The organism is Pseudomonas sp. AC070 (genome assembly GCF_979258635.1).
The window spans coordinates 5105386-5131855 of the sequence record NZ_OZ409871.1 but is presented as its reverse complement, the minus strand read 5'-3'; the positions used below and the strand labels follow the sequence as shown (position 1 = coordinate 5131855).

Below are 26470 nucleotides of genomic sequence, written 5' to 3'. Positions count from 1 at the left end.
TGTTGTTGCCCACCGCTCCTATGGAATAAGGTGCCCAGCACTGATCGGCAGGGATAAACAGGCGTGACCACCAGCAGCGAAAAAAAACCACGGGGCAACCACCTGGAATTGGCCCGGCGCATTCTTGAACACGTGCAGGAAAGTGGTCTGGTGGTCGGTCAGGCGCTGTCTGAGCAGGCGCTGGCGCGCACGTTTCAGGTGTCGCGCACCCTGGTTCGCGCCGCGCTCAAGCTGTTGCAAGAGGAACAGTTGCTCAGCCATGAAGCCGGCAAGGGCTACAGCTTGCTGGCGCTGCCCGACCCGGCGATGAGTGCGGCGCTGCCGCAAGCCGAGGAAGAAGCCCTGGCGACATCCGTGTTGCGTGACCGCATGGCCGGGCGCCTGGGCAGCAGCATCAGCGTCAGCGACCTGATGCGCCGCTACAGCATTGGCCGTCCGGCTGCGCAGAAGGTCATCACCCAGCTCAGCGAAAATCAGGTAGTCGAGCGCGGGCCGGGCCAGTCGTGGCTGTTCCGGCCGCTGCTGAATAACCTCGCCGCGCTGGAAGACAGCCTCCATTACCGCCTGCTGATGGAACCCCAAGCCTTGCTCAGCCCAGGCTTCGAAGCCGATCTGGCGCGCTTGGCGCTGCTGCGTGAAGGCATGGAAGCGCTGTTAAATCAGGGCATCAGCAGTTTCGACACCCAGCAATTTCGCGAACTCGATATCAGCTTTCACGAGTGCATCGCGCAAAGCTGCGGCAACCAATTTCTGCGCGATGCGCTGCTGCATCACCAGGCGCTGCGCCGCTTGCCGAACCTGCTGCCGATGGTCAGCGTGCACCGGTTGCAGGAAGCTTTGCGCGAACATTTGCGCATCATCGAGCACGTCGAACGGGGCCAGCTGGAGATCGCCGCCGACCTGATGCGCCTGCATTTGCGCCTGTCTTCGGCCCAGCGCCCGCAAACGGCCAACCGTGGCGTGCCGCAAATCGGTCCCTTACGCCGGTAAGCAAATTCCTACATGCCTGGTTTTTTTGTGCTAAAAAATACCGAGCCTTACCCAGGCGCTTTGAAATCCGCCGTCTTCCCACGTAGGCGTCGGTCCGACGATTCGCAATCCAGAATTCTGGATGGATCACGGCTAACCCGGCGATCTTGCCTCGGTGGATTCAAGCAAATGTCTATGTCCCTGCCGGATTCGTGTGAATGCCCAAACACCCCTTGATCGCCTTTTTCCCTGAAGCCAGCTTTGGTGCTGCGCTCAATTGCATCGGCATCGCGCAGGTGCTCAAGGGGCTCGGCGCCAAGCCGGTGTTTATCTGCCACGGCCATTTCCAGGGAATTTTCGCCGAGTACGGCTTTCCTGAATTCCCGATTCCTGCGCAAACCAAATTGTCGGCGGCGGAACACCAGCATTACTGGGAAACCTTCATCGAGAAGAACATTCCCTACTTCGACCAAACCCCGCTCGAGCAGATCGACAGTTATGTGGCGCCGGCCTGGGAAGCGATCATCGACACCGCCATCGACGCCGAAAAACCGCTGCAGCAACTGCTCGCCCGCTTGCGCCCCGACGTGATCGTGCTCGACAACGTGGTCACCTTTCCGGCCATCAGCAACGCCGGCTGCCCATGGGTGCGCATGGTGTCGTGTGCCGAAACCGAGCTGCCCGACGCGGCCGTGCCGCCGTATTTGTCGGGCTGCGCGGCGGATGACAAGGCGGGGCGCGAGGCCTTTGTCAGCCGTTACCACAAGGCGGTGGCGCCACCCCATGCGCGGTTTGCGCGCTTTCTCGACAGCTGCCAGCACCCGCCAAACCTGCCGGGGCAATTTCTCGAAGATTCGCCGTATTTGAACCTGCTGCTGTCGCCGACACCGGTTCGTTACAAACGTGAACAGCCGTTGACGCCCGAGCGGTATGTGTACCTGGATGGCTGCGTGCGCTCCGAGGCGCCTTACGTGGTGCCCGAATTTCCGGCGCATAACGACGCCCCGCTGATTTACGTGAGTTTCGGCAGCCTGGGCGCCGCCGATGTGCAGATGATGAAGCGGCTGATCGCGACCGTTGCCGACCTGCCGTACCGCTTTCTGATCAACGTCGGCGCGTACCGCGAGATGTACGACAGCGTGCCGGACAACGTCTATCTCGACAGCTGGTTCCCGCAGCCCGCCGTGCTGCGCGAATGCAGGCTGTTCGTGCATCACGGCGGCAATAACAGCTTCTGCGAGGCCCTGTACTTCGGCCTGCCGTCGGTGGTGATTCCGTATTGCTGGGACGGCCACGACAACGCCCGTCGTGCCGAAGAAGTGGGTGTGGGCGCCTACCTTCCGCGCTTTGCGGAACCGTTGGCGGCGCTGCCGGACGCGCTGCGCCAATTGCTTGCAGACGAGGCGCTGGCCGCTCGCTTGCAGGGCATCAGTGCCACTATGCAGGCCAATCCGGGCAGTATCGTGGCTGCAAAGGCCATTCTCGCGTTGACGACATAACCTGCTGTTTTCCCTGGAAAACCCAGCTTTCTACGGCATTTGGCGCACTATTTGCCGTCTTGAATGTCAATTTCTTCATGGACGAAATTGCCATCATTGAGCCATTATCGCCACCTTTCTCGGTTAGCTGATTTCGGCGTAGTACGAGCGCGTAGAGAAACCCGCAATGCCCTCAATTCCTCTGCTGGTCTGCGATGACTCAAGCATGGTGCGAAAGCAGCTGCTGCGCGCGCTGCCGCCTGAATGGGCGGTGTCGGTGACCGAGGTGGACAACGGTCTGGCGGGGCTGGAGGCGATTCGCAACGGCCTGGGTCGTGTGGTACTGCTGGACCTGACCATGCCGGTGATGGACGGCTATCAGGTGCTCAACGCCGTGCGCGAAGAGGGGCTGGACGCGCAGATCATCGTCATTTCCGCCGACGTGCAGGAAGAAGCGCGGCGCCGCGTGCTGGAGCTGGGCGCACTGGCATTTCTGCGCAAACCCTTCGACCCCGCCGAATTTCGCGACACCTTGCAGGCCCACGGGCTGCTTGCTGTACCGCCGCAGGACATCGCCGCCAGCGCATCGACCAGCAGTGACCCCACCAGTTTTCGCGACGCCCTGCAGGAAACCGTTAATGTCGCCATCGGACGTGCCGGTGCATTGCTGGCGCGGGTGCTGGATGTGTTCGTGCAACTGCCGGTGCCCAACGTCAACCTGTTGGAGGTGGGCGAATTGCACATGGCGCTGGCCGATGTGCAACGTGGCGATGAGCGCCTGACCGCCATCTGCCAGGGCTATATCGGCAGCGGCATCGCCGGTGAAGCGCTGCTTATTTTTCATGACTCCGAAATCGCCGACATGGCCACCCTGCTGCACCGCGACGGCAATGACGGCGGCGACCTGGAAATGCTCCTGGACCTCTCCACGCTGCTGATTGGCGCGTGCCTGTCGGGAATTGCCGAGCAGATCGACGTGGTGTTTTCCCAGAGCCATCCGCAAATTCTCGGCGAGCACCTGGCTATCGATGAGCTGATTCACGTGAACAGCCGGCGCAACAAGAAAACCCTGGCCGTGGAAATCAGCTACAGCCTGGAAGGGCACGACATTCACTTCGACTTGCTGATGCTGTTCAGCGAAGATTCCGTGCAGCTGCTGCACCAAAAACTCGCGTATCTGATGAACTAGGCCGCCCCATGAACGAGCCGATCGACCTCAACGAATTCCACTGGCTGCTCGCCATCGTGCAGAGCATCGACGTGGGCGTGGTGGTGTTCGATGCGGATTACCGCGTGCTGGTGTGGAACACGTTTATGGAAAACCGCTCCGGTGTTCAGCCGGGCGTGGCCAATGGCAGTTCGTTCTTCGAGCTGTTTCCGGAAGTGGACAGCAAGTGGTTTCGCAAGAAAGTCGAAGGCGTCGCCGCTCTAGGCACGCCGGCGTTCACGGTGTGGGAGCAGCGGCCATACCTGTTGCGCTTTCAGAATTACCAGCCGATCACCGGCCGTGAAGACTTCATGTACCAGAACACCACGCTGTTCCCACTGCGTTCAGCCAATAGCAAAATCGGCCATATCTGCCTGGTGATCTACGACGTCACCGACGTGGCCAACAACCGCCGTCAGTTGCTATCGGCCAACGCCGAACTGCTGAAACTCTCCAGCACCGACCGGCTCACCGGCCTGTACAACCGCGGTCATTGGGAAGAAAGCCTGCAAAAAGAACACGCCCGCCACCGCCGCTACGACAGCACGGCGACGCTGATCATGCTCGACATCGACCACTTCAAACGCATCAACGACACCTACGGGCACCAGGCCGGCGACAAAGCGATTCAGCGCGTCGCCGACGTTATCCGCGACATGAGCCGCGACATGGATGTAGCCGGCCGTTACGGCGGCGAAGAGTTTGTGATTCTGCTGCCCGACACCAGCAAAGAAGGCGGCCGCGTGTTCGCCGAACGCCTGCGCCACAACGTCGCCGCGCTGAAGATTGAACACGCTGGGGAAATTCTGCGCCTGACCATCAGCCTCGGCGTGGCCGATTTGTCCGTCACCTGCGACCACCACGAAGAGTGGATTCGCTGGGCGGACGAAGCGTTGTATGCGTCGAAGGAAGACGGGCGCAACCGCGTGACGGTTTACGAGTAAGCGCCACGCTCGTCGATGGTCGCATTTTCGCAGATCGTTAGGCTTCGCCGTTGGCTCAACCCAACCGATGGTCGAGGTGCTCGATATGCCGATACTCCCCACCCAACTCCTGCGCCAATAAGCGCGCACGCCCCACGCGTATCGGCCCGCTCTCGATGTCCACCACCAGCGCCGGGCACGCCATCGGCGCCAGTGCGGGCCATTCACGTAAACGCCCGTCGGTAATCACCACCACACGCTGCTGCTCGGCAGGCTTGCTGCGCTGGCGCTGGGTCAGCCATTCGCCGGTTTGCATCAGCCCTTCGATCAACGGCGTGCCGCCGCCAGCGCCCAGTTCTGCCACCCAGGCCAACATTGCCGCCGAGCTTTTCTGCCCTTGAAATGGCCATTGCGCTTGCATGCCGGTGGCTTGCAATACGGCAATGCGCACGCGCTGCTGATAGGCCTGTTCCAGTAGCGTTATGAGCAAGCCTTTCGCTTGGCTCAGCGCGCCGTGGCGGCGGGTTGAGGCAGATGCGTCCACCACCAGCACCCACAGCTCGCTCGGCCTTTGGCTACGGGGTTTGCGCACCAGTTCGCTGGCCCGTGTCGGACGGCCGCGAAGGAAGGTGTTTAGCCAGTCAACGCTGCCCTTTGCGCCGAGGCGGCTGGCGCCGTGACGGCCGCCTTGCAGGGCGCCGGGTCTGGGTTGGGCATCCGCGCCAGTGACCTGTCGCGGGCGGATGCTCAGGGCTTTTTTGGCCAGCGCGGCAACTCGCGCGCCGCCCCCGTGGGCACCGGCTGCGCAGGCATTTCGCCCCACTGGCCTTCGCCAGCCGAAGCCGCCGCTGAACTTGTCTGCGGCGTCGGCGGCGCGTGCGGCGGCTGCGCTGCCGGTGGCGGGGTGTGACGGCGACGGTGGGCGAGAGCAAAGGGTTCGACGGCGTCGATGTCTTCGGCGCTGATCGAGTCGGCGCCGCGCCAGGCGGCGTGGGCACGGGCGGCGCGCAACCAGACCAAGTCGGCGCGTAAGCCATCGACTCCAGCGGCATAGCAGCGCTCGGCGATTTCGTTGACGCTGCCGTCGTCCAGCTCGATGTTCGTAAGGGCGCCGCGCGCCGCCAGACAACGCTCGCGCAACGCCTGCTGCGGAGCCTGCCACTGCTGCGCAAAGGTGGCCGGGTCGGCATCGAACGCGAGCCGGCGACGCACGATCTCGGCGCGTGCAGCGGGCTCGGGTTGGGCATCGAGAATGACTTTGAGGCCAAAGCGATCCAGCAACTGCGGGCGCAGTTGGCCTTCTTCCGGGTTCATGGTGCCGATCAGCACAAAACGCGCGGCATGCTGGTGCGAGATGCCGTCGCGCTCCACATGGTTCACGCCGCTGGCGGCCACGTCCAACAACAGGTCAACCAGGTGATCCGGCAGCAGATTCACTTCATCGACATACAGCACGCCGCCGTCGGCTTTGGCCAGCAGGCCGGGGGAAAATTGCGCGCGGCTTTCGGCGAGCGCTGCATCCAGGTCAAGGGTGCCGACAATGCGCTCCTCGCTCGCGCCCAACGGCAGTGTCACGAAATGCCCACCAGGCAACAGCTGCGCCACGCCGCGCGCCAAGGTGGATTTGGCCATGCCGCGCGGACCTTCGATTAATACGCCACCAATTGCTGGGTCGATGGCCGCCAGGCACAGCGCCAGTTTTAGCGAGTCAGCGGCGACGACAGCGGCAAGGGGAAATTGCGGGGTCATGGTGGGGCTCGGCTGGTGGAGATAGCGCCAAGTGTAACGGCTCACGGGCACTCGAAGCGTATTTGCCGGAAGCGCTAAAGCGTGGGCCCCTGATAGCGACGAGGCGCAGCGTTGGGTCGCTGCGCAGTCTCGGTGCAACCGGTGCGCAAGGCAAAAAAAAACGCCACATGCGTGGCGCTTTTCAGGTGCGGTGCTGCCGTGATTAATCGTTTAGTCACAGCGCCCGGGAAAGCTTACCAGCTGAAACCGGCGCCGATGCCTGTGGTGACTTGCCCTTGAGAAATGCCGACCGATGCTTTAACCGCAACATTGCTATTGATCCGCGCCTGCGCGCCCACCGCAACCGACTGTGCGCCTTTGAAGTTGCCTACGCCCACACCCACGCCAAAATTAGCACCGGCCTGAAGTTCCGGCACACTGGTCATTGCCGCGATGGCTGCTATACCGCCGTAGGCGTCATCAATGTCACCACTGAGTTTATGCGTTGCGCGGTTAAGTTGGTTCAAGTTAACCGCATCAGTTCCCTCCACGGCCTCGCCAACATCCTGCAGTCTGTTGCCGTTTAAACGAACCATCGAATTACCCGACGTCGAACCGAGAACGACATTAGAGCCGTTTGCCCCGCCTACTGACACTGCTTGTTGGGTCACTGAAAGACTGTTATCACCCGATTGCAATACAACGCTTCCGGCCGAGTTCGAAGCATTGCCTATCGAAGTTTGTGCCGTACCGGTCGTATTAATGCTGGTGGTGCCCGTTTGGTTAAGTGCGCCGTTATTAACCACGCCGGCTGCGGTTGTTGTTCCACCGACGGTCAAGTTGTTATCAATGGTGGTATTGCCGTGAGTCGTCACGTCACCATTGTTGGTAATGGTGGTAGTGGTAATACCGCCGTCTACATTCAGGGAACCGGTAATAACGCCGTTGCCCGTTGCGTTGATGGTATCGGTCTGGATGTTGCCAGTGTTGGTAATGCCGTTTGTGGTCGTTGCGCCTGTCACGCCGAGCGCGCCGCCAACCGTGGCGTCGCCAGTGGAGGTGACGGTGGTGGTTTGAATGGCGCCGGTGTTGGTAATGCCGTTTGTGGTCGTTGCGCCTGTCACGCCGAGCGCGCCGCCAACCGTGGTGTCGCCAGTGGAGGTGACGGTGGTGGTTTGAATGGCGCCGGTGTTGGTAATGCCGTTTGTGGTCGTTGCGCCTGTCACGCCGAGCGCGCCGCCAACCGTGGCGTCGCCAGTGGAGGTGACGGTGGTGGTTTGAATGGCGCCGGTGTTGGTAATGCCGTTTGTGGTCGTTGCGCCTGTCACGCCGAGTGCGCCGCCGACCGTGGTGTCGCCAGTGGAGGTGACGGTGGTGGTTTGAATGGCGCCGGTGTTGGTGATGCCGTTTGTGGTCGTTGCGCCTGTCACGCCGAGTGCGCCGCCAACCGTGGCGTCGCCAGTGGAGGTGACGGTGGTGGTTTGAATGGCGCCGGTGTTGGTGATGCCGTTGGTAGTAGTTGCGCCTGTCACGCCGAGTGCGCCGCCAACCGTGGTGTCGCCAGTGGAGGTGACGGTGGTGGTTTGAATGGCGCCGGTGTTGGTGATGCCGTTTGTGGTCGTTGCGCCTGTCACGCCGAGTGCGCCGCCAACCGTGGTGTCGCCAGTGGAGGTGACGGTGGTGGTTTGAATGGCGCCGGTGTTGGTAATGCCGTTTGTGGTCGTTGCGCCTGTCACGCCGAGCGCGCCGCCAACCGTGGCGTCGCCAGTGGAGGTGACGGTGGTGGTTTGAATGGCGCCGGTGTTGGTGATGCCGTTGGTATTAGTTGCGCCAGTAACACCGAGCGTGCCGCCAACCGTGGCGTCGCCAGTGGAGGTGACGGTGGTGGTTTGAATGGCGCCGGTGTTGGTGATGCCGTTTGTGGTCGTTGCGCCTGTCACGCCGAGCGCGCCGCCAACCGTGACGTCGCCAGTAGAGGTGACGGTGGTGGTTTGAATGGCGCCGGTGTTGGTAATGCCGTTTGTGGTCGTTGCGCCTGTCACGCCGAGCGTGCCGCCAACCGTGACGTCGCCAGTGGTGGATTGAATGGTGCCGCCAACCGTGGCGTTACCAGTAGAGTTAACAGTGCCGGTTTGGATGCCGCCGGTGCCTTGAGTGGCCGTTCCACTTACTCCGAGCGTGCCGCCGAGAGTCGTACTTCTGGCGTCACTAGCAATAGTAATATTTGGCGCCATGATCGAATCCGCCAAAGCGCCGACAGCATCGACGGCAGGTGCAGCATAAGTGTTGCCGGATAACGCCAGCGTGATAGCGATCGTAATCTTGCATAAGCGAAAGTTTGACATTTAAAAGTTCCAAGCGGTCGGTTAAGTTTGCTTGGATATTGTTTTGAGATTTCCAGAATATTGCTGCGGGCGCTTTACTACCTCCACGATGCAAAGTGCTGTTGTTTATTAAGATTGTCGTCCGTAATGAGTAGGATTGTTCCTAGCACGGAAAGGACTGACGCACTTCAATCACAGATGCTTCGTATAAGACAAACAGCTCTTCGATAAGTGGGCGCAACATATCAGCCACATACCGTTAGCATGTATGTAAGAAGTTTAAAGTTGAAGCGTGAGCAAGCGTTTCGGATACGAAATACCAGCGAACTAGCCCGCCGCTATTGGTTACGCTTCTTCACTATCGATTAATAAATTTTCCAACGCCTCACGGTACTCCCCCGGCTCCTGCCAGAGCCCCCGTTGCTGGGCTTCGAGCAAGCGTTCGGTGATGTCGCGCAGCGCTCCGGGGTTGTGCTGCTGAATAAAGTCTCGGGTATCGGCGTCAAGCAGGTAGGCGTCGGTGAGCAGTTGGTATTGGTGGTCGTCGATCAACTCGCTGGTGGCGTCGAACGCGCACAGGTAGTCCACCGTGGCGGCCAATTCGAAGGCGCCTTTGTAGCCGTGGCGTTTCATGCCGGCGATCCATTTCGGATTGGCTGCACGGGCGCGCACCACGCGGTTGAGTTCTTCTTTCAGCGTGCGAATGCGCGGGTTGTCGGGTTGGCTGTGGTCGCCGTGGTAGCTGGCAACCGAACTGCCGCGCAGCGTTTCCACCGCCGCCAACATGCCGCCCTGGAATTGGTAGTAATCGTTGGAGTCGAGAATGTCGTGCTCGCGGTTGTCCTGGTTGTGCAGCACGGCCTGCACCCGCTCCAAACGCTGGATAAATTGTTCGCGCGCCGGCGTGCCCGCATCCCCGGCGCCATAGGCATAGCTGCCCCAGTTCAGGTACACCTCGGCAAGATCAGCGCGGGTCTGCCATAGGCGTTCTTCAATGGCGTTCTGAATGCCGGCGCCATACGCGCCCGGCTTGCTGCCGAACACCCGCCAGCCCGCCTCGCGCCGCGCCTGTTCGGCAGGCACGCCTTGCTGTTGCAGACGCTGACGCTCTTCACGAACGCGAGCGGCGAGGGGGTTCATGTCGTCGGATTCGTCCAGCTCGGCAACTGCTTGCACGGCGGCGTCGAACAGGCGAATCAGGTTGCTGAAGGCGTCGCGAAAGAAGCCGGACACCCGCAAGGTCACGTCCACACGCGGGCGGTCGAGCAATGACAACGGCAGGATTTCAAAGTCTTCCACACGCTGGCTGCCGGCCTGCCACACCGGTCGCACGCCCATCAGCGCCATGGCCTGCGCCATGTCGTCGCCGCCGGTGCGCATGGTGGCGGTGCCCCACACCGACAAGCCGAGTTGACGCAGGTGGTCGCCGTTGTCTTGCAGGTGACGTTCCAGCAGCAAGCTGGCGGACTGGAAGCCGATGCGCCAGGCGGTCGGGGTTGGCAGGTTGCGCACATCTACCGAGTAGAAATTACGCCCGGTGGGCAGCACGTCGAGGCGGCCACGGCTAGGCGCACCGCTTGGCCCGGCTGGCACAAAGGCGCCGCGCAGCGCAGCCAGAAGACCGTGCATTTCCGCCGGCCCGCAGGCGTCCAGCGTCGGTGCCACGTGCTCGCGCAAGGCCGCCAGTACGGCGTCAGTGCGCTCGCCAGCGGCAGGTGCGTCGTCGTTCAAACTGGCGGCAATAAGATTCACCGCAAACATCTCAAGCCGCTCGCGGGTGTCGCCTTCGGTGCGCCAAGTGTCACTGCTGACCGCTTGCAGCACGGCAGGGCGCGGTCCGCTCCAGGGCGCCGCCATGTCGCAGCTGAGCGGGTTGAAGCCCAGTTCAAAATCCTTCGCCAAGGCCTGCAACAGGCTGGCATTGCGGCCTTTGCCGTCGCCTCGGGGAATGCGCAGCAGGGCCAGCAAGGTGTCCAGACGCAGGCGCCCCGCCGGCGATTCGCCGAACACATGCAGGCCGTCGCGAATCTGCGATTCCTTCAGGTCGCACAGGTAGGCATCGAGCTGCGGCAGCCAGGAATTGGGGTCGTCGTTGATCTGCAAGTGCAGCTCGCGGTCCAGCTGGGTAGCGCGCACCAGGGCGAGAATTTCGCCGCGCAGTTCCCCGGCTCGGCGCTCATCGAGCAGCGAGGCATCGTAGTACTCGTCCGCCAGGCGCTCGATGTCGCGCAGCGGGCCATAGCTTTCGGCGCGGCTGAGCGGCGGCATCAGGTGGTCGATGATCACCGCCTGCGTGCGACGCTTGGCCTGCGCGCCTTCGCCGGGGTCGTTGACGATAAACGGGTACACGTTCGGCGTTGGGCCAAGAATTGCGTCCGGCCAGCAGTGCTGCGACAAGCCCACGCTTTTGCCCGGCAGCCATTCCAGATTGCCGTGCTTGCCGACGTGCACCACAGCGTTCATGGCAAAGGTGTCGCGCAACCAGAAGTAAAACGCCAGGTAGCCGTGGGGCGGCACCAGATCGGGGTCGTGGTACACGGCGCTGGCGTCGAGCTGGTAGCCGCGCGCCGGCTGAATACCGACAAACGTCAGGCCGTAGCGCAGCCCGGCGATCATCATGCGACCGCCTCGGAACATAGGGTCTTGTTCGGGCTCGCCCCAACGCTCGCGCACGGCTTGCTGGTTAGCCAGCGGCAGGCGGGCGAACAGGCGGTGATAGTCAGCCAGCGCCAGGCTTTGCGCGCAGGGGCGCAGGTCCCGGCCGTCGAGGTCGTTGGTCACGCCCCCAAGCAACTCATGAATCAGCGCGGTGCCAGTTTCCGGCAAACCGTCCACCGGGTAGCCCTCGTCCTTCAGGGCGCGAAGAATATTCAGCGCCGCAGCGGGCGTGTCGAGGCCCACGCCGTTGCCGATGCGGCCATCGCGGGTGGGGTAATTGGCGAGCACCAAGGCGATGCGCTTGTCGGCATTGGCCACTCGCGCCAGGTCGACCCAGCGGCGCGCTAGCTCGGCGACGAAGTCCATGCGCTCCAGATCGGCTTCGTAGCACACCACATCGCTCTGGCTGCGCTCGCTGCGCCACGCCAGGCCCTTGAAGCTGATGGGGCGAGTAATCAGCCGGCCATCGAGTTCCGGCAAGGCGATGTGCATGGCTAAATCGCGCGAGCCCAGGCCCTGCGGGTTGGCTTGCCATAGCGGCTGGTTGTCCAGGGCGCAGATGGCTTGCAGCACCGGCACATTGCGGCGGAACGGGCGCAAGTTGGGCTGCTCGGGGTTGGATTGGGCAAAGCCCGTGGTGTTGATGATCAGGCTGGCGTTGCTTTCGTCGAGCAGGTCTTCGACCACGGCCAGGCACGCCGCTTCTTTCAAACTGGCGACGGCGATGGGCAGCGGGTTCAGCCCTTGCGCGCTCAAGCGCTCGCAGAAGCTGTGGATAAAGGCGGTGTTCGCCGACTGCACGTGAGTGCGATAGAACAGCAGGCCCACCACCGGCTGACCGCCTGCCCAGGTCGCTTGCCAATCTGCCAGTCCGGCATTGGCCGCGCTGGGGTGATACACGCCCACACGCGGCAACGGCTGCGGCTCGACCCAGGGGTAATCGCCGTTGAGCCAAGTGGCCGCCAGGTACTGAAACAGCTGACGGGCGTTATCGACGCCGCCCTGGCGCAGGTACTGCCACAGGCGGTCAGCCTGCTCGGGGGCGACGGTGCCGAGGGCGGTAAGTTCAGGGTCGGGGCTGTCATCGCCGGGCACCAAAATCAGCTGCGCGCCGCGTTGCGCCAGTTCCACCAGCCGCTCAATGCCGTAGCGCCAATAACTCAGCCCGCCGTGCACCGATACCAGAATCACCTTGGCGTGTTGCAGCACTTCCTCGACGTAGAGGTCCACCGAGGCGTGATTCTGCAACTGCGCGGGGCTGGCCAGGCGCAGGCTTGGGTAATCGTCCGGCAGGGTTTGGGCAGCGGCGGCGAGCAGGGAAAGGTGCGAGTCACCGGTGCACAGAATCACCACATCCGCAGGGGTTTGCGCCAGATGGGCAATGCCATCGGCGGGGACGAAACCACCGGGTTGGGTGCGTAACAGGTGCATGACTAATCGCCCGCCGCGCTTTGCATCCCTCGCCCGCAAGCGGGCGAGGGGGCAAAAAGCAAGCGCGTACTCGTCACACCAATGCCTGGCGCAATTCGTTTGTAATCACCGCCTCATCCAACTCCTGGCCAATGATCACCAAATGACTGCTGCGCGTTTCATCGCTGCGCCAGGCACGGTCGAAGTGTTTGTCAAAACGCTTGCCCACGCCTTGAATCAGCAGACGCATCGGTTTGCCGGGAATGGCGGCGAAGCCTTTGATGCGCAGCACGCCATGACGCTCCACCAGGCCGTTGAGCGCAGCCAGCAACTGCGTTTCTTCGACTTCCGGCAGTTCCACGGAGAAGGAGTCGAACTCGTCGTGGTCATGCTCTTCGTGGTCTTCCAGGTCGTGGTGGGTTTTGCGGCTGTCGATGTGCAGCTCGGTTTCCGAGTTCAGGCCCAGCAGCACCGACAACGGCAACACACCGCTGCGCGCTTCGATCACCTTCACCGCTGGCGGCAGTTCCTCGGCCACTTCTGCACGCACGGCCGCCAGCGCTTCAGGGCTGAGCAGGTCGGCTTTGTTGAGAATCACCAGGTCGGCGCTGGCCAGTTGGTCGGCGAACAGCTCGTGCAGCGGCGATTCGTGGTCCAGGTTCGGGTCTTCGCGGCGCTGTGCGTCGACCTGGTCCGGAAACGCGGCAAACGTGCCGGCGGCAACGGCAGGGCTGTCGACCACGGTGATCACCGCATCGACGGTGCAGGCATTGCGAATTTCCGGCCAGTTGAAGGCTTGTACCAACGGCTTGGGCAAGGCCAGGCCCGAGGTTTCGATAAGAATTTGGTCAAGGTCGCCGCGACGCGCCACCAGCTCGCGCATCACCGGGAAGAACTCCTCCTGCACCGTGCAGCACAGGCAACCGTTGGCCAGCTCGTAAACGCGGCCGTTGGCTTCTTCTTCGGTGCAGCCGATGGTGCATTGCTTGAGGATTTCACCGTCGATACCCAGCTCGCCGAATTCGTTGACGATCACCGCAATGCGGCGGCCTTCGGCGTTATCGAGCATATGACGCAGCAGCGTGGTTTTGCCGGCGCCGAGAAAGCCGGTGACGATGGTGACGGGAAGTTTGGCCAAGCTTTTCATCGAATGCAGCCCTGTTGGATACGCGCGAAATCGGATCGGCGGGCGGCTGCGACGGCTACAGCGAGCAGAGCGCTCACTGCAGAATTCGCCACCGGATCACCCCGCCCGGTTGTCGTGAATAGGTTCGAGGCAGGTCTCCTGGCTCACGACATGGCCCTTGATGCGGGCCGCTTTCCTCGCCTTCCCGCGCGTGGCAGTGGCACTGGAAGAAAGCCGGTCGTTTACAGTTGCGGGGGCAGCCGCGGCCTGGCTGTTCAGCGCACCGCGTTCCCTCTTAGCTCTGGCGCCGATGCGCCGAGACCTCGAAGCGAGCAAGGCTACGCAGTGGTGGGGGATGGGTCAAATTCGCCGTTAGGAGCATTCCTATTAAATTGCGCTACAGCGCGGCTTACAGGACGATTAACCGCATTATAATGCGGCTAATCGTCTATGAAGGGTCTATTTACCGCATTAAATTGCGGTTTTTCAGCCATATGGTTATAGTTTTCCGCACTATAGTGCGGTGGTCTCTATGAACCTGACTTTTCAGCTTTTCACCGAGGGCACGTGGCACGACGCCATGCAGGTGCGTTTCCTTGATGCGCAGAAAGGCTTTCAAGGCGGCTGCCACTTTGGCTACGTCAGTAACTACCTCAGCCTTAACCTCGACCACTTTGATACGCGGTTCGCCAAGGCCATCAGCGCACAGTTGCCGCTGTCGTTCGACCTGTATCAAGGCACCCAGGCGCCGGCTTTTTTGCATGACGTAGCGCCAGCCGGTGCGGCCCGACGGTCGCTGATGAAACGCCTGGGTTCGAGCAAGCCGGCGAACCTGGCCGAAGACATTTTTTTGCTCGCGCGCTCGACGCCAGCGCCTGTGGGCCATCTGCGGGTGAAGGAGTCGATGACGTACTTCGAAACGCCTGCGCGCAATCACCCAGGGTTTACGCGGCAAGACATCGTTGACCGTGACAGCCTGTTCATCGAATACGCCTACGAGATGGGCGCTGCTATTGGCGGCGCGACCGGAGCGGGCGGCGCGGCGCCGAAGCTGTTGATGACCCAGGATCGAGCGGGCCGGCTGCACCCTGACGCGACGTTGGATGATGCCGAAGCAGCCCAGCACTGGTTCATCAAGTTCCCCCGCAACACCGGCAACCAGCGCGACCGCGACATTCTCATCAGCGAGTTCTGCTACTACCAGGCGTTGAACGCATTGGGCATCGAGACCATTTCTCCCCAGGGACTCGCCTTGGAAACCGGCAACAAGCCAAGCCTGTGGATGCACCGCTTCGACCGAGCCATCAACGAGCAGGGCGTTGAGCGGTTGGCCGTGGAGTCGGTGTATTCCCTGGCCGGCGAGACAGAAGCTGGCGCTTACATGGAGCACGGCAGAGCGATCGATCTACTGGCCGGACTGTGGATCGACACCGGCCAGCGCGACCAACTGGACGCGTTAATCGGCGAATACCTGCGCCGCGACCTACTTAACAAAATTCTCGGTAACTCGGACAACCACGGGCGCAACACGGCGATCATTCGCGGCGATTCCTCGCTGCGCCTGGCGCCCATTTACGACCTGGCGCCCATGGTGATGGATGACGAGGCCATCAGTCGCACCACCAAATGGGCGCCGCCGATTGAACAGGCCGGCGAAGTGAACTGGCGCCTGGCGTGCGCTTCGCTAAGCCGCTGGGTTCATCCGGATGACACCTTCGAGCGCCTGCGAGCCCAGGCGCAAGAGCTGCTCGCCCTGCCAGACATTCTGGCGAGCCAGCCGCTGCCGCCCGCGACCTGGCGCCACCCGGCCGTGCATTTGAGCGATTTGACGGGGTATTTGGGCAAAGGAGATTTGCTGTGAAAAACCTGGATATCGAGGAGCGCGGCAGGCTGATCCGGGAGATTCACGAGGCGCTCAGCGAAGGCAACCTTACGCTGGGTCAGGCCGTGAGCCGCCTACGCCAAGAGGTCACCGGCCTTAGCCAGGCCAAATTCGCCAAGCTGTGCAAACTGTCCGAGCGCAGCCTGTTGCAGCTGGAGCAAGACGCGGGCAATCCGACGATAAAGTCGCTGAACAAGGTGATGCGCCCGTTCGGGTTGACGGTCGGCATTGTGGCGATCAAACGAACGCTGTGAAGCCCGCCTGGGCGATCCGCCAGCCAGCGCACCGTTGACCTTTGCCGATGAAAATGGTGTTCTAGCGCGCTGTTTCAGGTGTCTTGCGTCGTCGTGCGTAAGGTGAAACGGGAAGTCGGTGCGCGCTCTGGTGATAGCTGGAGCTGTTAGTCCGACGCTGCCCCCGCAACGGTAGGCGTGTGTTGAAGCCCTTCAGCCATGCGAGCCCGGAGACCGGCCTGAATTCATACCAGTAGGCAAAACCCGCGGTGGGCGGGCGCAAGCCGGAAGTCTGAATGCGCTCGCATTCGGCTCCTCGTGCGTTCCCTTCTGCTACGTTTTCATTTCCAGTTCAGAGGGAACGGTCATGTCCAGTAGCACCCTTACTCATTCTGCTGAGGCCAGCGCCTCGCTTTCCCAACGTCTCGTGGTGGCCATCGGCGCCGGCCTGTTGGGCGCGTTGCTGGTGTATTTCGCCGGCTTCTCCCATGTCGAGGCGGTACACAACGCTGCTCACGACACCCGCCACAGTGCCGCGTTTCCGTGCCACTAATTTCTGTGCCACTAAGTGTGCGTGCGACTGAAGAGACCGCGAAATGATTAAGCGTATTGCGCAAACCGCCGGGTTTGCCGGGCTGCTGGGTGCCCTGTTTCTGACTCTGCTGCAAAGCTTTTGGGTGGCGCCGCTGATTCTTCAGGGCGAAACCTTTGAAAGCGCTGAGCCGGCTGTGGTGCAGGCCGCACCTGCCGAGCACAGCCATGAGCCGGGCGCCGCCGCCCACCCCCACGAACACAGCAGCGAAGCGTGGTCGCCGCAAGACGGCTGGCAGCGCGTGGCGTCGACCACGGGCGCCAACCTGGTGGTTGCCGTTGGTTTTGCGCTGATGTTGGCGGGCTTGTTTACCTTGCGCGCGCCGGGTCGTACCCGAGACGGTCTGTTCTGGGGCCTGGCCGGTTTCGCCACCTTTTCGCTGGCTCCCTCGCTCGGTCTGCCGCCTGAATTGCCTGGCACCGCCGCTGCTGATTTGCAGCTGCGTCAGTACTGGTGGATCGGCTCCGCGACCGCGACCGCTGTGGGCCTGGCCTTTTTGGTATTCGCCCGCCACTGGGCGGTGAAAGTGATCGGCGCTGTGTTGCTGGTGGTGCCACATGTCATCGGCGCGCCGCAGCCTGAGGTGCATTCGAGCCTGGCGCCCGAGGCGCTGGAGCATCAGTTCATCTGGGCCTCGCTGATTACCAACGCGCTGTTCTGGTCGGCCCTGGGCCTGCTGAGTGCTGGGCTGTACCGTCGTTTCGCGGGCAAGAGCGCGGTTTAACCCCGGCTTTTGTGCTGCGCAAGAACCCGCTGAAGGGCATGCACTCAGCGGGTTTTTTCTTACTTACTCAGGCGTTTTTCTCTGTGCCTATCGTTGCGCCTTTTATCGCTGGAATCGGATGCCGCGCGGGTTGCAGCGAGGCTGAACTTCGTCAGTTGCTGGAACACACGCTGAGCGCGCACGGGTTGGGTGTCGCTGACCTCGCCGGCCTCGCCAGCGTTGAACACAAACGTGACGAGGCTGGCGTTCGCGCGCTCGCCGCCACGTTGCGCTTGCCGCTGGCGTGGCTGGCACCGGCGCAGTTGGACGCAGTCAGTGATCGCATCACCAGCGTGTCGGCGATCGCCCTGCGCGCAACTGGCGCAGTCAGCGTCGCCGAGGCAAGCGCTCTGGCGCAGGTGGAAGCGGTGACGGGAAAACGCGCCGGGCTTTTAATCGGTAAACACATCAGCGCGAGCGCCACCCTGGCCATCGCCGGCGTGGAGGAATGCGTATGACGGTGTATTTCATCGGCGCCGGCCCTGGCGACCCCGAGCTGATTACGGTGAAAGGCCAGCGCTTGATACGCAGCTGTCCGGTGTTGCTGTACGCCGGTTCGCTGGTGCCGGAGGCGGTGCTGGAGGGCCACCGCGCCGATACCGTGGTGAACACCGCCGAGCTGCATCTGGATGAAATCATCCGCCTGATCGAGATGGCCCACAGCCGGGGCCAGAACGTTGCCCGCGTGCACTCCGGCGATCCGTCGTTATACGGCGCAATCGGCGAGCAGATTCGCCATTTACGCCGCCTGAACATTCCCTTCGAAATCGTGCCCGGCGTCACCGCCACGGCAGCCTGTGCGGCCTTGCTGGAAAGCGAGCTGACGCTCCCAGGCATTGCGCAAACGGTGATTCTCACGCGTTACGGCAGCCGTTCGAAAATGCCGGAAGGCGAGGAGCTAGCCGACCTGGCGCGCCATGGCACCACCATGGCCATCCATTTGGGCGTGCAGCATTTGGCCAAGATCGTCGAGGCGCTGGTGCCGCATTACGGTGCCGATTGCCCCATCGCCGTGGTGCACCGCGCCAGTTGGCCCGATCAGGACTGGGTGCGAGGCACCCTGGGGGATATCGAAGCGGCGGTGGCGGCCAAAGGCTTTCAGCGCACGGCCTTGATTGTGGTTGGTCGGGTGCTCAACGCCGATGCCTTCGCTGACTCCAACCTGTACCGCGCTGGGCACGCCCATCTGTTCCGTCCCGCCAGCGACTAAACGCCCGGCGAAACGGCCGCATATCGCCCGTCCGGCAACGTAGTGCAACTGCGCGCCGCTTCCCTCGGTCAGTAGCTTTGGGCTCGTCAGAGCCATTGCATGACGTCTGTACGGGGGGCTTTTTATGTTGGCGCAACTTCCACCGACCCTGCGCAATCTGCAACTGCCGTTGCGCCTGCGCTTATGGAACGGCTACGAACTCGACCTGGGGCCGCAGCCGCAGGTGACCATGGTGATCAAGGACCCTGGCCTGATCAATCAGCTCACTCACCCCAGCCTGGATGCGCTCGGCGGCGCATACGTGGAAGGGCGGCTGGAGCTGGAGGGGCCGATTGCCGAGGTGATCCGACTGGGCGACGCCCTGAGCGAAGCGTTGAGTGACGACGAGCAACTGGCGTTGCAGCGCGACGCCCATGACAAGGCCACCGATGCCGAGGCGATTTCCTACCACTACGACCTGTCGAACGGCTTCTACCAACTGTGGCTCGACCCGGACATGGTCTATTCCTGCGCCTACTTTCCCACCGGAAAAGAAGACCTGGCCACCGCGCAGCAGGCCAAGTTGCGCCACTTGTGCCGCAAGTTACGGCTGCAACCCGGTGAGCACCTGCTCGACGTCGGCTGTGGCTGGGGCGGCTTGGCGCGTTTCGCCGCCCGTGAATTCGGTGTACAGGTAACCGGCATTACCCTAAGCCAGGCGCAACTGGACCTGGCCCGTGAGCGGGTGGCCGCTGAAGGCCTGCAAGAAAACGTGCAGCTCGAGCTGATGGACTACCGCGACGTGCCGCAAGACGGCCGTTTCGACAAAGTGGTGAGCGTGGGCATGTTCGAACACGTGGGGCACGCCAACCTGCCGCTTTACTGCCAACAGCTATTCGGCGCCGTACGCGAAGGCGGGCTGGTGATGAACCATGGCATCACCTCTCGCTACACCGATGGCCGCCCGGTTGGGCGCGGCGCCGGCGAATTCATTGGCCGTTACGTGTTCCCCCACGGCGAGCTGCCGCACGTGAGCCGTATGACGGCGCATCTCAGCGAAGCCGGGCTGGAAGTGGTGGATGTGGAAAGCCTGCGCCTGCACTACGCGCGCACCTTGGACATGTGGAGCGCCAACCTGGAAAGCCGGCTTAGCGAGGCGAAAGAGTTGGTGTCGGAGCAGGCGCTGCGCATTTGGCGTTTATACCTGGCCGGTTGCGCCTATGGGTTTGCGCGCGGCTGGATGAACCTGCATCAGATTCTGGCGGTAAAACCGCTGGCCGATGGCAGCCATAGCCTGCCGTGGTCGCGCGCCGATCTGTACGGATAAAAAACCCGTTAGCTGCGTATGCCCCTGAGCGCGCCGGTGCAGTAGCCTCGGCGCACATTTCTTGTTGGGGCCGGCCATGGCAGCCATTGAAAACATTACGTATTACTTGGACATGCACAGCCCCGAGCAGGTGCGCGGCAAACCGCTGCCGGCAGCGCTGAGCATTGTCGAGTGCGTGATCAAGCAGTTCCCGCTAAACCGTTTTCTGTACCAACTGGTGGGCGGGCCGTGGGAGTGGACCGACAAGCTGGTGTGGACCGACGCGCAATGGCGCGAGCTGGTTGAACAAGACAACCACCGCACCTTCGTCGCCTACGAGCAGGGCGCTATCGCCGGCTACTACGAGCTGCAACGCAGCGCCGAGGGTGATGTGGAGATTTTGTACTTCGGCCTGGTGCAGGAATTTTTCGGCAAAGGCTTCGGCGGCCCGATGCTGACGCACGCGCTGGAGTCGGCCTGGGCCTGGCCGGGCACCAAGCGGGTGTGGGTGCATACCTGCACGCTGGATCACCCGAGCGCGCTGGGCAATTACCAGGCGCGCGGGTTGCAGGTTTACAAGGAAGAAGTGGAGGCCTGATCGGCGTTTGCCGGGTTTACGCAACCTTTGGATGTTTGTGTAGGAGCGACCTTGGTCGCCAATTCCTGCACACGGAGGTTGCGCCCAGCTCACGGAGTCGGCGTTTACAGGGTTCGCCAGCAAGCTGGCTCCTACGAAGCCGAGGCGCGTTACCTTTCGCGCGGATTGCTGCCAACGACGCTCACAAAATCGGCGAAATCAACCTGGCGATGCGCATGCCCAGCTGGCGCAGGCGGTGAATGTTCTGGTCATCGCCTGCCGCCAGCTCGATGGCCTGGCCGAAGTCATTGTCGAGCATGCGTTCCACCTCCAGGGCGAACGCTTCATCAACGGTGATCAACATGATTTCGAAGTTCAGGCGAAACGAGCGGTTGTCGAGATTGGCGCTGCCGATGGCAGCGATCTTCTGATCGATCAGCACCACCTTCTGGTGCACAAACCCCGGCTGATAGCGAAACACCCGCACGCCGCTGTGCAACGCCGCGAAGGCGTACAGGCTGGAGGCGGCGTATACCGTGCGATGGTCCGGCCGTGACGGCAGCAAGATGCGCACGTCCACGCCGCGCAGCACGGCCAGGCGCAGGGCGGCCGACACCGATTCGTCCGGAATGAAATACGGGCTGGTTATCCACAGGCGCTCACGGGCGCAGTTGGCGGCCTCGACGAAAAACAACGAGCAGGTTTCTTGCGCATCGGCCGGACCGCTTGTGAGCACCTGACAGAGCTTGCCTTCGCCGCCGTAGGCCTCAGGCAGCATGAGCGGTGGCAACTGACGGGTGGCCCAAAACCAATCTTCAGCAAACGATTCTTGCAAACACGCCACCGCCGGGCCGCGCAGTTCCACGTGGGTGTCGCGCCACGGCGCCAGCGGTGCTTTCAACCCTAGGTATTCGTCGCCTACGTTGAGGCCGCCGACAAAACCGAAGTCGCCATCCACTACAACGATTTTGCGGTGGTTACGGAAGTTCAGCTGGAAGCGATTGATCAGCCCACGGCGCGTGCTGAACGCGCGGACATTGACGTCGCCGTTGCGCAGCGTCTGGATGTAGCGGCGCGGCAGGGCGTGGCTGCCGATGCTGTCGTAGAGCAGATACACCGCCACGCCGGCTGCCGCGCGCTCCAGCAGCAGGGCGTGTAAACGGCGGCCGAGGTCGTCGTCGTGGATGATGAAAAACTGCACCAGCACCACCTGCCGGGCACTGGCGATGGCGGCGAAGATGGCCTCGAACGTGGCGTTGCCATCGATCAACAACCGCACCTGGTTATTCGCCAGACACGGCATGTGCCCCAGCGAGGGCAGGGCGCCGAGGGTGCGGTAGGCGTCGGTGTCTTGCGCAGCCAGGGCTTCCTCGGCCCAGGGGCGCCAGTTCAGGGTGCTCATGGCGGTGCGCATTTCCCGGTCAGCGTGGCGGCGCGCGCGGATGTACGCATCGAACGTGCTGCGGCCAAACACCAGGTAGGGAATCAGCGTCAGGTAGGGGATAAACAGCAGCGACAACGCCCAGGCGATGGAACCCTGGGCGGTGCGTACCGTGAGGATGGCGTGCAGCGCGGCGCAGATGCCGAGCAGGTGGGTGAGGGCTATCAGGTAGCCGAACAGCGGTGGGATGATCACGTCCATGCCGGGGTCGCTTGGGCAATGTGCTGACACGCAATGTGCCGTGTGCCGGTGCAACTGTCGACTGTAGCTGGCGTCTACATGGCTGGCCGCGCCATAGTTGCGCCGCTTCCCCACCTGCCAGAAGGACCGTGATTTATGAAGATTCGCCTTGTTCTTGCCTGCACCGCGGCGCTCGGAGCGTCGTCCATGGCGCAGGCCGAGAAGCTGCAACCCGGGCTGTGGGAGATTCAGTCGAAAAATATGCAGGTCAACGGCCAGCAGATGCCCGACCTGAAACTGCTAATGGGTAGCCTGCCGCCTGAGCAACGCAAAATGGCTGAGCAGGCCATGGCCAAACAAGGCGTGGCGATGGCGGGCAACGGCGTGCGCATGTGCATCACCCCGGAGCAGGCGCAAACCGACAATTTCCCGACCCAGGGCGCCCATTCCGGCTGCAAGCAGCAGATCACCGAACGCACTCCGCAAATGATGAAATTCACCGTCAGTTGCCCGCAGGGACAAGGGCAAGGCCAGACGACTTTCCTCAGCTCCCGTGAGTTCGCCACCACCGTTAACGGCACGTTTTTGATGGGCGGGCAGAAGCAGCAAGGCCGTCTTGAATCGACGGGTCGTTGGGTGGGTGCCGACTGTTCAGGCCTGCCTGCCAACACGCGTTAACGGCACGGGCTCGGCGCAATTAAACTGCCAGTTCCACGTGAAACCCCTGGCCCTGCTGGCTTACAGCGCGGCGCAGGGGTTTTTTATGGCATTCGGAACAATCGGGACGGCCGTTGAAGTCCGACGTTTTGTTATTGTATAACGTGTAATACTATAACAATCGTTGAGCTAAACCGGCTCCTGTTCTGATGAGAATCCGCCATGCAAGCGCCCCGTTTACCCGTCACTGTTTTGTCCGGCTTTCTTGGCGCGGGCAAGAGCACGTTGCTCAACCATATCCTGCGTAACCGCGACAATCTGCGCGTCGCCGTGATCGTTAACGACATGAGCGAAATCAACATCGACGGCAGCGAAGTGCAGCGCGACGTCAGCCTGAATCGCGCCGAAGAAAAGCTGGTGGAAATGAGCAACGGCTGCATCTGCTGCACCCTGCGCGAAGACTTGCTCGAAGAAGTGAATCGCCTGGCCCGCGATGGCCGTTTCGACTATCTGCTGATCGAATCCACCGGCATCGCCGAGCCCTTGCCCGTGGCAGAAACCTTCACCTTTCGAGGCGAAGACGGCCAATGCCTCAACGACGTGGCGCGGCTGGACACCATGGTTACCGTGGTCGACGGCCTCAACTTTCTGCGCGATTACCAGCAAGCCGACAGCCTGGCGAGCCGTGGCGAAGTGGTGGACGAGAATGACGAACGCTCCATCACCGACTTGCTCATCGAGCAGGTCGAGTTCGCCGATGTAATTCTGGTGAGCAAAATCGACCTGATCTCCCGCGATGAGCGCCGCGAGCTGATGAGCATTCTGACCACCCTCAACACCCACGCCGAAATCCTACCGATGGTGATGGGCCAAGTGCCGTTGGGCAAAATTCTCGACACCGGACGGTTTGATTTCGAGCGCGCCGCGCAAGCGCCCGGCTGGCTCCAGGAATTACGCGGCGAGCACCTGCCGGAAAGCGAGGAATACGGCATCGCCTCGTTTGCTTATCGGGCGCGGCGGCCGTTTCATCCGCAGCGTTTCTACAACTTTATCAACCGCGAATGGAGCAACGGCCGGCTGCTGCGCTCGAAAGGTTTTTTCTGGTTGGCGAGCAAACATCAGGACGCCGGCAGTTGGTCGCAAGCCGGCGGGTTGATGCGCTATGGCTTTGCCGGGCGCTGGTGGCGGCACGTGCCGAAAGAGCAATGGCCGCAAGACGACGAGGGCGTCGCCACGGTGATGCGCCATTGGAGCGCGGAGGTGGGCGATTGCCGCCAGGAGTTGGTGTTTATCGGTCAGAACATCGACTTCGCCCAACTTAGCCGCGAGTTGGACGAGTGCCTGTTAAGCGATGCCGAAATGGCCCTGGGCAGCGAAGGCTGGGCGCACTACGCCGACCCGTTCGGCCCGTGGCACGAGGCCGCGTGAGGGCTGATCAGCGATCCATCCACACGCCACGGTTCTGCTTTTCGCAGGCCGGCTTGAGGTAGGCGGAGTCGCTGGCCACGCCGTAATAGTGAATGTCTTGCTGATACGGTGTGCCCGGCACTTTGGCCGAGCGGCACACGCCGAACGAGCCCTGCGGACACTGCTCAACGTAATCCACCGTCACTTGCTGGCCCTTCATCGTCGGCTGGCAAAAGCCGCTGTGGAAAAGGTTGGGCGGAATGCTGCGGTTCTGCTGGCAGACTTTCACATCCAGGCGTTCAGCCTGGCTGTGCACCACACAGGCCTCGGCCAGCACCTGGCCGGATAGAAGAAGCAGCAAAGGCAACAGCAGTACGCGCATCGTGGGTCTCCGGCGCCGAAAAAATGTGCCGGCGACTCTAGCACGGCGAGCCCCGCGCTTGTGCCTGTGGCGCTTTTCGCCGATGGTTATCCACCCTGAAAAACACACCCCGAGAACCCACGTGCTCAGCGACATTCCCACGCATTTGATTGCCGGCCCGCTGGGCGCCGGGAAAACCAGCCTGATCCGCTACCTGCTGGCGCAGCGCCCTGCTGATGAGCGCTGGGCGGTGCTAATCAATGAGTTCGGCCAAATTGGCCTCGATGCCGCGCTGCTGACCACGGGCGATGACGGCATCGCCCTGAGCGAAGTGGCCGGCGGCTGCCTGTGCTGCGTCAATGGCGCGCCGTTTCAAATCGGCCTCGCCCGGCTGCTGCGCAAAGCCAAACCTCATCGCCTGTTTATCGAGCCGTCAGGCCTGGGCCATCCGGCGGCACTGCTGGCGCAGTTGCGTGATCCGCCCTGGGAAGGCGTGCTGGCGGTGCAGCCGAGCGTGCTGGTGCTGGACGCTCAGGCATTGGCCGCCGGCTTGCAGCTGCCCGACAGCCAGGAAGCGGCTCTGGCTGACGCGGGCTTGCTGGTGCTCAACAAAGCCGAACAGCTTGACGCGGGCACCCGCACCGCCATCGTCAACCGCCTGCCACCGCGCCCGATTTTCTGGACCAGCCAGGGCGCCTTGCCGCTGGCCGAACTCCCCGGCGCCACCGCCCAGGCCGCAGACGGCGAGCCGGAACTGCCGAGCAGCGAGGCCGGCAACCGGGCTAGCGTCTGGCTCGATGCCGCGCAGCCAATCTGCCAGAGCGGCGGCCAAGCCGAAGGGTGGAGCATCGGCTGGCGCTGGCATCCCAGCCAGCAATTCGAACTTATGCGCCTGCAAACGTGGCTGGCGAGCCTGCCGTGGCGGCGCGCCAAACTGGTGATGCACAGCAACGCCGGCTGGCTATCGGCCAACGCCCTGAACGGCGAGCCGCTGCACTGGCAAAGCAGCGAATGGCGCAAAGACTCGCGCCTGGAACTGATCTTCAGCGAGTCGCAAAACGAGCAGCAGCTCAACGCTGCAATGGCAGCCTGCAGGTTGGGTTAAGCGCAGCGAAGCCCAACGCAAAACCATTAAACTTGCGCTCACGTTTCCCTAGAAGTCCGCCCCTTATGACCGCCTTCACCCTGCATCCCTGGTCCCACGCCAGCTCCGCCCACTTCACCTTGCGCGGCTGGCACAGCGAGCCCAGCGGCAAACCGCTGCTGCACTTTATCCACGGCAACGGCTTTTGCGGGCGCACGTACGAGCCGATGCTCAAACACCTCGCCGCTGATTTCGACCTCTGGCTCTGCGACGTTCAGGGCCATGGCGACAGCGACCACGGCGGCCGTTTCCATGGCTGGAATCGCAGCGCCGAGCTGGCGGTGGAAGCCTTCGACGCCGGCCGTAGCGTCTTCGGCGACGTGCCCCGTTTCGCCCTCGGCCACAGTTTTGGTGGCGTGCTCAGCAGCTTGATCCTGGCTAAGCACCCAGAGCTGTTTCAGCGCGCGGTACTGCTTGATCCGGTGTTGTTTCCACCGACGCTGATCGGTGTGATGGCGGTGTCGGAAGTGCTGGGTTTGCAGCGTCAGCACAGCATGGCGCGCAAATCCGCCGCGCGGCGCAAACAGTGGCCAGACCGCGCGGCGGCCTACGCCGGCTTGCATGGCCGAGGCACGTTCAAGGGCTGGGAAGACGCGGCGCTGTGGGCCTACGTGGAGCACGCGTTGAAAGACGTGGAAGAGGGCGTCGAGCTGAAATGCCGGCCTAGCCGCGAGGCCGAGATTTTCAGTTCCTACCCGCGCCGGCTGTGGAGTTCGCTAAGCAAAATCGTCACGCCGACGCTGATCGTGCACGGCCAGGACAGTTACCCGTTTGTGGCCAAGGCCGTGGCGCGCGTCACCGCGCTGAACAGCCATGTACGCGGGCAGGTGGTGGCAGGCGGGCATTGTTTTATGCAGCAGACGCCGCAAGACAGCGCCGAGCGGGTTCGCCGTTTTTTGCTGAAGGAGTAGGGCG

Annotated in this window: 23 protein-coding genes and 2 riboswitches; of the genes, 16 read left to right on the top strand and 7 right to left on the bottom strand. The window is 62.5% G+C overall.

The features are described 5' to 3' along the window. Window positions 1-63: 63 nt before the first annotated feature. The 4 genes from ACZZ0Q_RS23065 (at window position 64) to ACZZ0Q_RS23050 (ending at window position 4598) form a co-directional block, all read left to right on the top strand. A complete protein-coding gene (locus ACZZ0Q_RS23065) occupies window positions 64-990 on the top strand; it encodes a GntR family transcriptional regulator (protein WP_463560961.1) in 927 nt (308 codons plus the stop codon). Window positions 991-1187: 197 nt separating this feature from the next. Further along, entirely contained in the window at window positions 1188-2468 is a 1281-nt protein-coding gene (locus ACZZ0Q_RS23060) for a nucleotide disphospho-sugar-binding domain-containing protein (RefSeq protein WP_463540634.1), read from the top strand. Between the two features lie 166 nt (window positions 2469-2634). Next, the gene (locus ACZZ0Q_RS23055; RefSeq protein WP_463540635.1) at window positions 2635-3636 is read left to right on the top strand and encodes a response regulator; all 1002 of its coding nucleotides are present in this window, start codon (window positions 2635-2637) and stop codon (window positions 3634-3636) included. Window positions 3637-3644: 8 nt separating this feature from the next. Continuing rightward, window positions 3645-4598, top strand: coding sequence for a sensor domain-containing diguanylate cyclase (locus ACZZ0Q_RS23050; protein ID WP_463540636.1), 954 nt, complete (start codon window positions 3645-3647; stop codon window positions 4596-4598). Window positions 4599-4653: 55 nt separating this feature from the next. Here ACZZ0Q_RS23050 and ACZZ0Q_RS23045 read toward each other — a convergent pair whose 3' ends face one another. From ACZZ0Q_RS23045 to cobW, 5 genes are all read right to left on the bottom strand, one after another. Further along, entirely contained in the window at window positions 4654-5343 is a 690-nt protein-coding gene (locus ACZZ0Q_RS23045; RefSeq protein ID WP_463561048.1) for a vWA domain-containing protein, read from the bottom strand. After that, window positions 5325-6326 (bottom strand): ATP-binding protein, encoded by a 1002-nt coding sequence (locus ACZZ0Q_RS23040; protein WP_463561046.1) that lies wholly within the window; start codon window positions 6324-6326, stop codon window positions 5325-5327. Before ACZZ0Q_RS23040 ends, ACZZ0Q_RS23045 begins: the two co-directional genes overlap by 19 nt. A gap of 233 nt (window positions 6327-6559) precedes the next feature. Continuing rightward, a complete protein-coding gene (locus ACZZ0Q_RS23035) occupies window positions 6560-8539 on the bottom strand; it encodes a beta strand repeat-containing protein (RefSeq protein ID WP_463540637.1) in 1980 nt (659 codons plus the stop codon). A 435-nt stretch (window positions 8540-8974) separates the two neighbouring features. Next, window positions 8975-12718, bottom strand: a complete 3744-nt coding sequence (gene cobN / locus ACZZ0Q_RS23030) for a cobaltochelatase subunit CobN (RefSeq protein WP_463540638.1) — start codon at window positions 12716-12718, stop codon at window positions 8975-8977. A gap of 73 nt (window positions 12719-12791) precedes the next feature. Continuing rightward, window positions 12792-13844: a cobalamin biosynthesis protein CobW gene (gene cobW, locus ACZZ0Q_RS23025; RefSeq protein WP_463540639.1), complete on the bottom strand. Its 1053-nt coding sequence runs from the start codon at window positions 13842-13844 to the stop codon at window positions 12792-12794. A 111-nt stretch (window positions 13845-13955) separates the two neighbouring features. Then, a riboswitch (cobalamin riboswitch) is annotated at window positions 13956-14164 on the bottom strand. A 191-nt stretch (window positions 14165-14355) separates the two neighbouring features. Here cobW and ACZZ0Q_RS23020 point away from each other — a divergent pair. The 8 genes from ACZZ0Q_RS23020 to ACZZ0Q_RS22985 all read left to right on the top strand — a co-directional run bounded on the left by ACZZ0Q_RS23020 (window position 14356) and on the right by ACZZ0Q_RS22985 (window position 20386). After that, a complete protein-coding gene (locus ACZZ0Q_RS23020; RefSeq protein WP_463560959.1) occupies window positions 14356-15684 on the top strand; it encodes a type II toxin-antitoxin system HipA family toxin in 1329 nt (442 codons plus the stop codon). Next, a complete protein-coding gene (locus ACZZ0Q_RS23015; RefSeq protein ID WP_463540640.1) occupies window positions 15681-15959 on the top strand; it encodes a helix-turn-helix domain-containing protein in 279 nt (92 codons plus the stop codon). The genes ACZZ0Q_RS23020 and ACZZ0Q_RS23015 overlap by 4 nt, the downstream gene beginning before the upstream one ends. Window positions 15960-16018: 59 nt before the next feature. After that, a riboswitch (cobalamin riboswitch) is annotated at window positions 16019-16195 on the top strand. Window positions 16196-16305: 110 nt separating this feature from the next. Continuing rightward, complete coding sequence (locus ACZZ0Q_RS23010) at window positions 16306-16491, top strand: CbtB domain-containing protein (RefSeq protein ID WP_122492316.1); 186 nt, start codon at window positions 16306-16308, stop codon at window positions 16489-16491. 43 nt (window positions 16492-16534) lie between these two features. Further along, window positions 16535-17254, top strand: a complete 720-nt coding sequence (locus tag ACZZ0Q_RS23005) for a CbtA family protein (protein WP_463540641.1) — start codon at window positions 16535-16537, stop codon at window positions 17252-17254. An 83-nt stretch (window positions 17255-17337) separates the two neighbouring features. Next, window positions 17338-17751: a cobalamin biosynthesis protein gene (locus tag ACZZ0Q_RS23000; protein ID WP_463540642.1), complete on the top strand. Its 414-nt coding sequence runs from the start codon at window positions 17338-17340 to the stop codon at window positions 17749-17751. Continuing rightward, window positions 17748-18503 carry a precorrin-4 C(11)-methyltransferase gene (gene cobM, locus ACZZ0Q_RS22995; RefSeq protein WP_463540643.1) on the top strand — a complete coding sequence of 252 codons (756 nt, stop codon included), beginning with the start codon at window positions 17748-17750 and terminating at the stop codon, window positions 18501-18503. Before ACZZ0Q_RS23000 ends, cobM begins: the two co-directional genes overlap by 4 nt. Window positions 18504-18627: 124 nt before the next feature. After that, window positions 18628-19809 (top strand): C17 cyclopropane fatty acid synthase CfaB, encoded by a 1182-nt coding sequence (cfaB, locus tag ACZZ0Q_RS22990; protein WP_463540644.1) that lies wholly within the window; start codon window positions 18628-18630, stop codon window positions 19807-19809. Between the two features lie 76 nt (window positions 19810-19885). Then, entirely contained in the window at window positions 19886-20386 is a 501-nt protein-coding gene (locus tag ACZZ0Q_RS22985) for a GNAT family N-acetyltransferase (RefSeq protein WP_463540645.1), read from the top strand. A gap of 181 nt (window positions 20387-20567) precedes the next feature. Here the strand turns inward: ACZZ0Q_RS22985 and cls are convergent, their stop codons facing one another. After that, entirely contained in the window at window positions 20568-22007 is a 1440-nt protein-coding gene (gene cls / locus ACZZ0Q_RS22980; RefSeq protein WP_463540646.1) for a cardiolipin synthase, read from the bottom strand. 135 nt (window positions 22008-22142) lie between these two features. On the opposite strand from cls, the gene ACZZ0Q_RS22975 reads away from it, so the two are divergent. Continuing rightward, window positions 22143-22664, top strand: coding sequence for a DUF3617 domain-containing protein (locus ACZZ0Q_RS22975; RefSeq protein WP_463540647.1), 522 nt, complete (start codon window positions 22143-22145; stop codon window positions 22662-22664). A gap of 201 nt (window positions 22665-22865) precedes the next feature. Continuing rightward, window positions 22866-24071, top strand: coding sequence for a zinc metallochaperone GTPase ZigA (zigA, locus tag ACZZ0Q_RS22970; protein ID WP_463540648.1), 1206 nt, complete (start codon window positions 22866-22868; stop codon window positions 24069-24071). Between the two features lie 7 nt (window positions 24072-24078). Here zigA and ACZZ0Q_RS22965 read toward each other — a convergent pair whose 3' ends face one another. Beyond that, the gene (locus ACZZ0Q_RS22965; protein ID WP_463540649.1) at window positions 24079-24432 is read right to left on the bottom strand and encodes an NADH:ubiquinone oxidoreductase; all 354 of its coding nucleotides are present in this window, start codon (window positions 24430-24432) and stop codon (window positions 24079-24081) included. 121 nt (window positions 24433-24553) lie between these two features. On the opposite strand from ACZZ0Q_RS22965, the gene ACZZ0Q_RS22960 reads away from it, so the two are divergent. Beyond that, on the top strand, window positions 24554-25516 hold the full coding sequence (locus ACZZ0Q_RS22960; protein WP_463540650.1) for a CobW family GTP-binding protein: 963 nt from the start codon (window positions 24554-24556) through the stop codon (window positions 25514-25516). Window positions 25517-25581: 65 nt separating this feature from the next. After that, window positions 25582-26466: an alpha/beta fold hydrolase gene (locus tag ACZZ0Q_RS22955; RefSeq protein ID WP_463540651.1), complete on the top strand. Its 885-nt coding sequence runs from the start codon at window positions 25582-25584 to the stop codon at window positions 26464-26466. The last annotated feature ends 4 nt before the right edge of the window (window positions 26467-26470 follow it).

Bases quoted from the DNA above. Each gene is read 5' to 3' on its own strand.
- ACZZ0Q_RS23060 (WP_463540634.1), top strand. From the start codon at position 1,188: ATGCCCAAACACCCCTTGATCGCCTTTTTCCCTGAAGCCAGCTTTGGT.
- ACZZ0Q_RS23055 (WP_463540635.1), top strand. From the start codon at position 2,635: ATGCCCTCAATTCCTCTGCTGGTCTGCGATGACTCAAGCATGGTGCGA.
- ACZZ0Q_RS23050 (WP_463540636.1), top strand. From the start codon at position 3,645: ATGAACGAGCCGATCGACCTCAACGAATTCCACTGGCTGCTCGCCATC.
- ACZZ0Q_RS23040 (WP_463561046.1), bottom strand. From the start codon at position 6,326: ATGACCCCGCAATTTCCCCTTGCCGCTGTCGTCGCCGCTGACTCGCTA.
- ACZZ0Q_RS23035 (WP_463540637.1), bottom strand. From the start codon at position 8,539: ATGGCGCCAAATATTACTATTGCTAGTGACGCCAGAAGTACGACTCTC.
- cobN (WP_463540638.1), bottom strand. From the start codon at position 12,718: ATGCACCTGTTACGCACCCAACCCGGTGGTTTCGTCCCCGCCGATGGC.
- cobW (WP_463540639.1), bottom strand. From the start codon at position 13,844: ATGAAAAGCTTGGCCAAACTTCCCGTCACCATCGTCACCGGCTTTCTC.
- ACZZ0Q_RS23020 (WP_463560959.1), top strand. From the start codon at position 14,356: ATGAACCTGACTTTTCAGCTTTTCACCGAGGGCACGTGGCACGACGCC.
- ACZZ0Q_RS23010 (WP_122492316.1), top strand. From the start codon at position 16,306: ATGTCCAGTAGCACCCTTACTCATTCTGCTGAGGCCAGCGCCTCGCTT.
- ACZZ0Q_RS23005 (WP_463540641.1), top strand. From the start codon at position 16,535: ATGATTAAGCGTATTGCGCAAACCGCCGGGTTTGCCGGGCTGCTGGGT.
- cobM (WP_463540643.1), top strand. From the start codon at position 17,748: ATGACGGTGTATTTCATCGGCGCCGGCCCTGGCGACCCCGAGCTGATT.
- cfaB (WP_463540644.1), top strand. From the start codon at position 18,628: ATGTTGGCGCAACTTCCACCGACCCTGCGCAATCTGCAACTGCCGTTG.
- ACZZ0Q_RS22985 (WP_463540645.1), top strand. From the start codon at position 19,886: ATGGCAGCCATTGAAAACATTACGTATTACTTGGACATGCACAGCCCC.
- cls (WP_463540646.1), bottom strand. From the start codon at position 22,007: ATGGACGTGATCATCCCACCGCTGTTCGGCTACCTGATAGCCCTCACC.
- ACZZ0Q_RS22975 (WP_463540647.1), top strand. From the start codon at position 22,143: ATGAAGATTCGCCTTGTTCTTGCCTGCACCGCGGCGCTCGGAGCGTCG.
- zigA (WP_463540648.1), top strand. From the start codon at position 22,866: ATGCAAGCGCCCCGTTTACCCGTCACTGTTTTGTCCGGCTTTCTTGGC.
- ACZZ0Q_RS22965 (WP_463540649.1), bottom strand. From the start codon at position 24,432: ATGCGCGTACTGCTGTTGCCTTTGCTGCTTCTTCTATCCGGCCAGGTG.
- ACZZ0Q_RS22955 (WP_463540651.1), top strand. From the start codon at position 25,582: ATGACCGCCTTCACCCTGCATCCCTGGTCCCACGCCAGCTCCGCCCAC.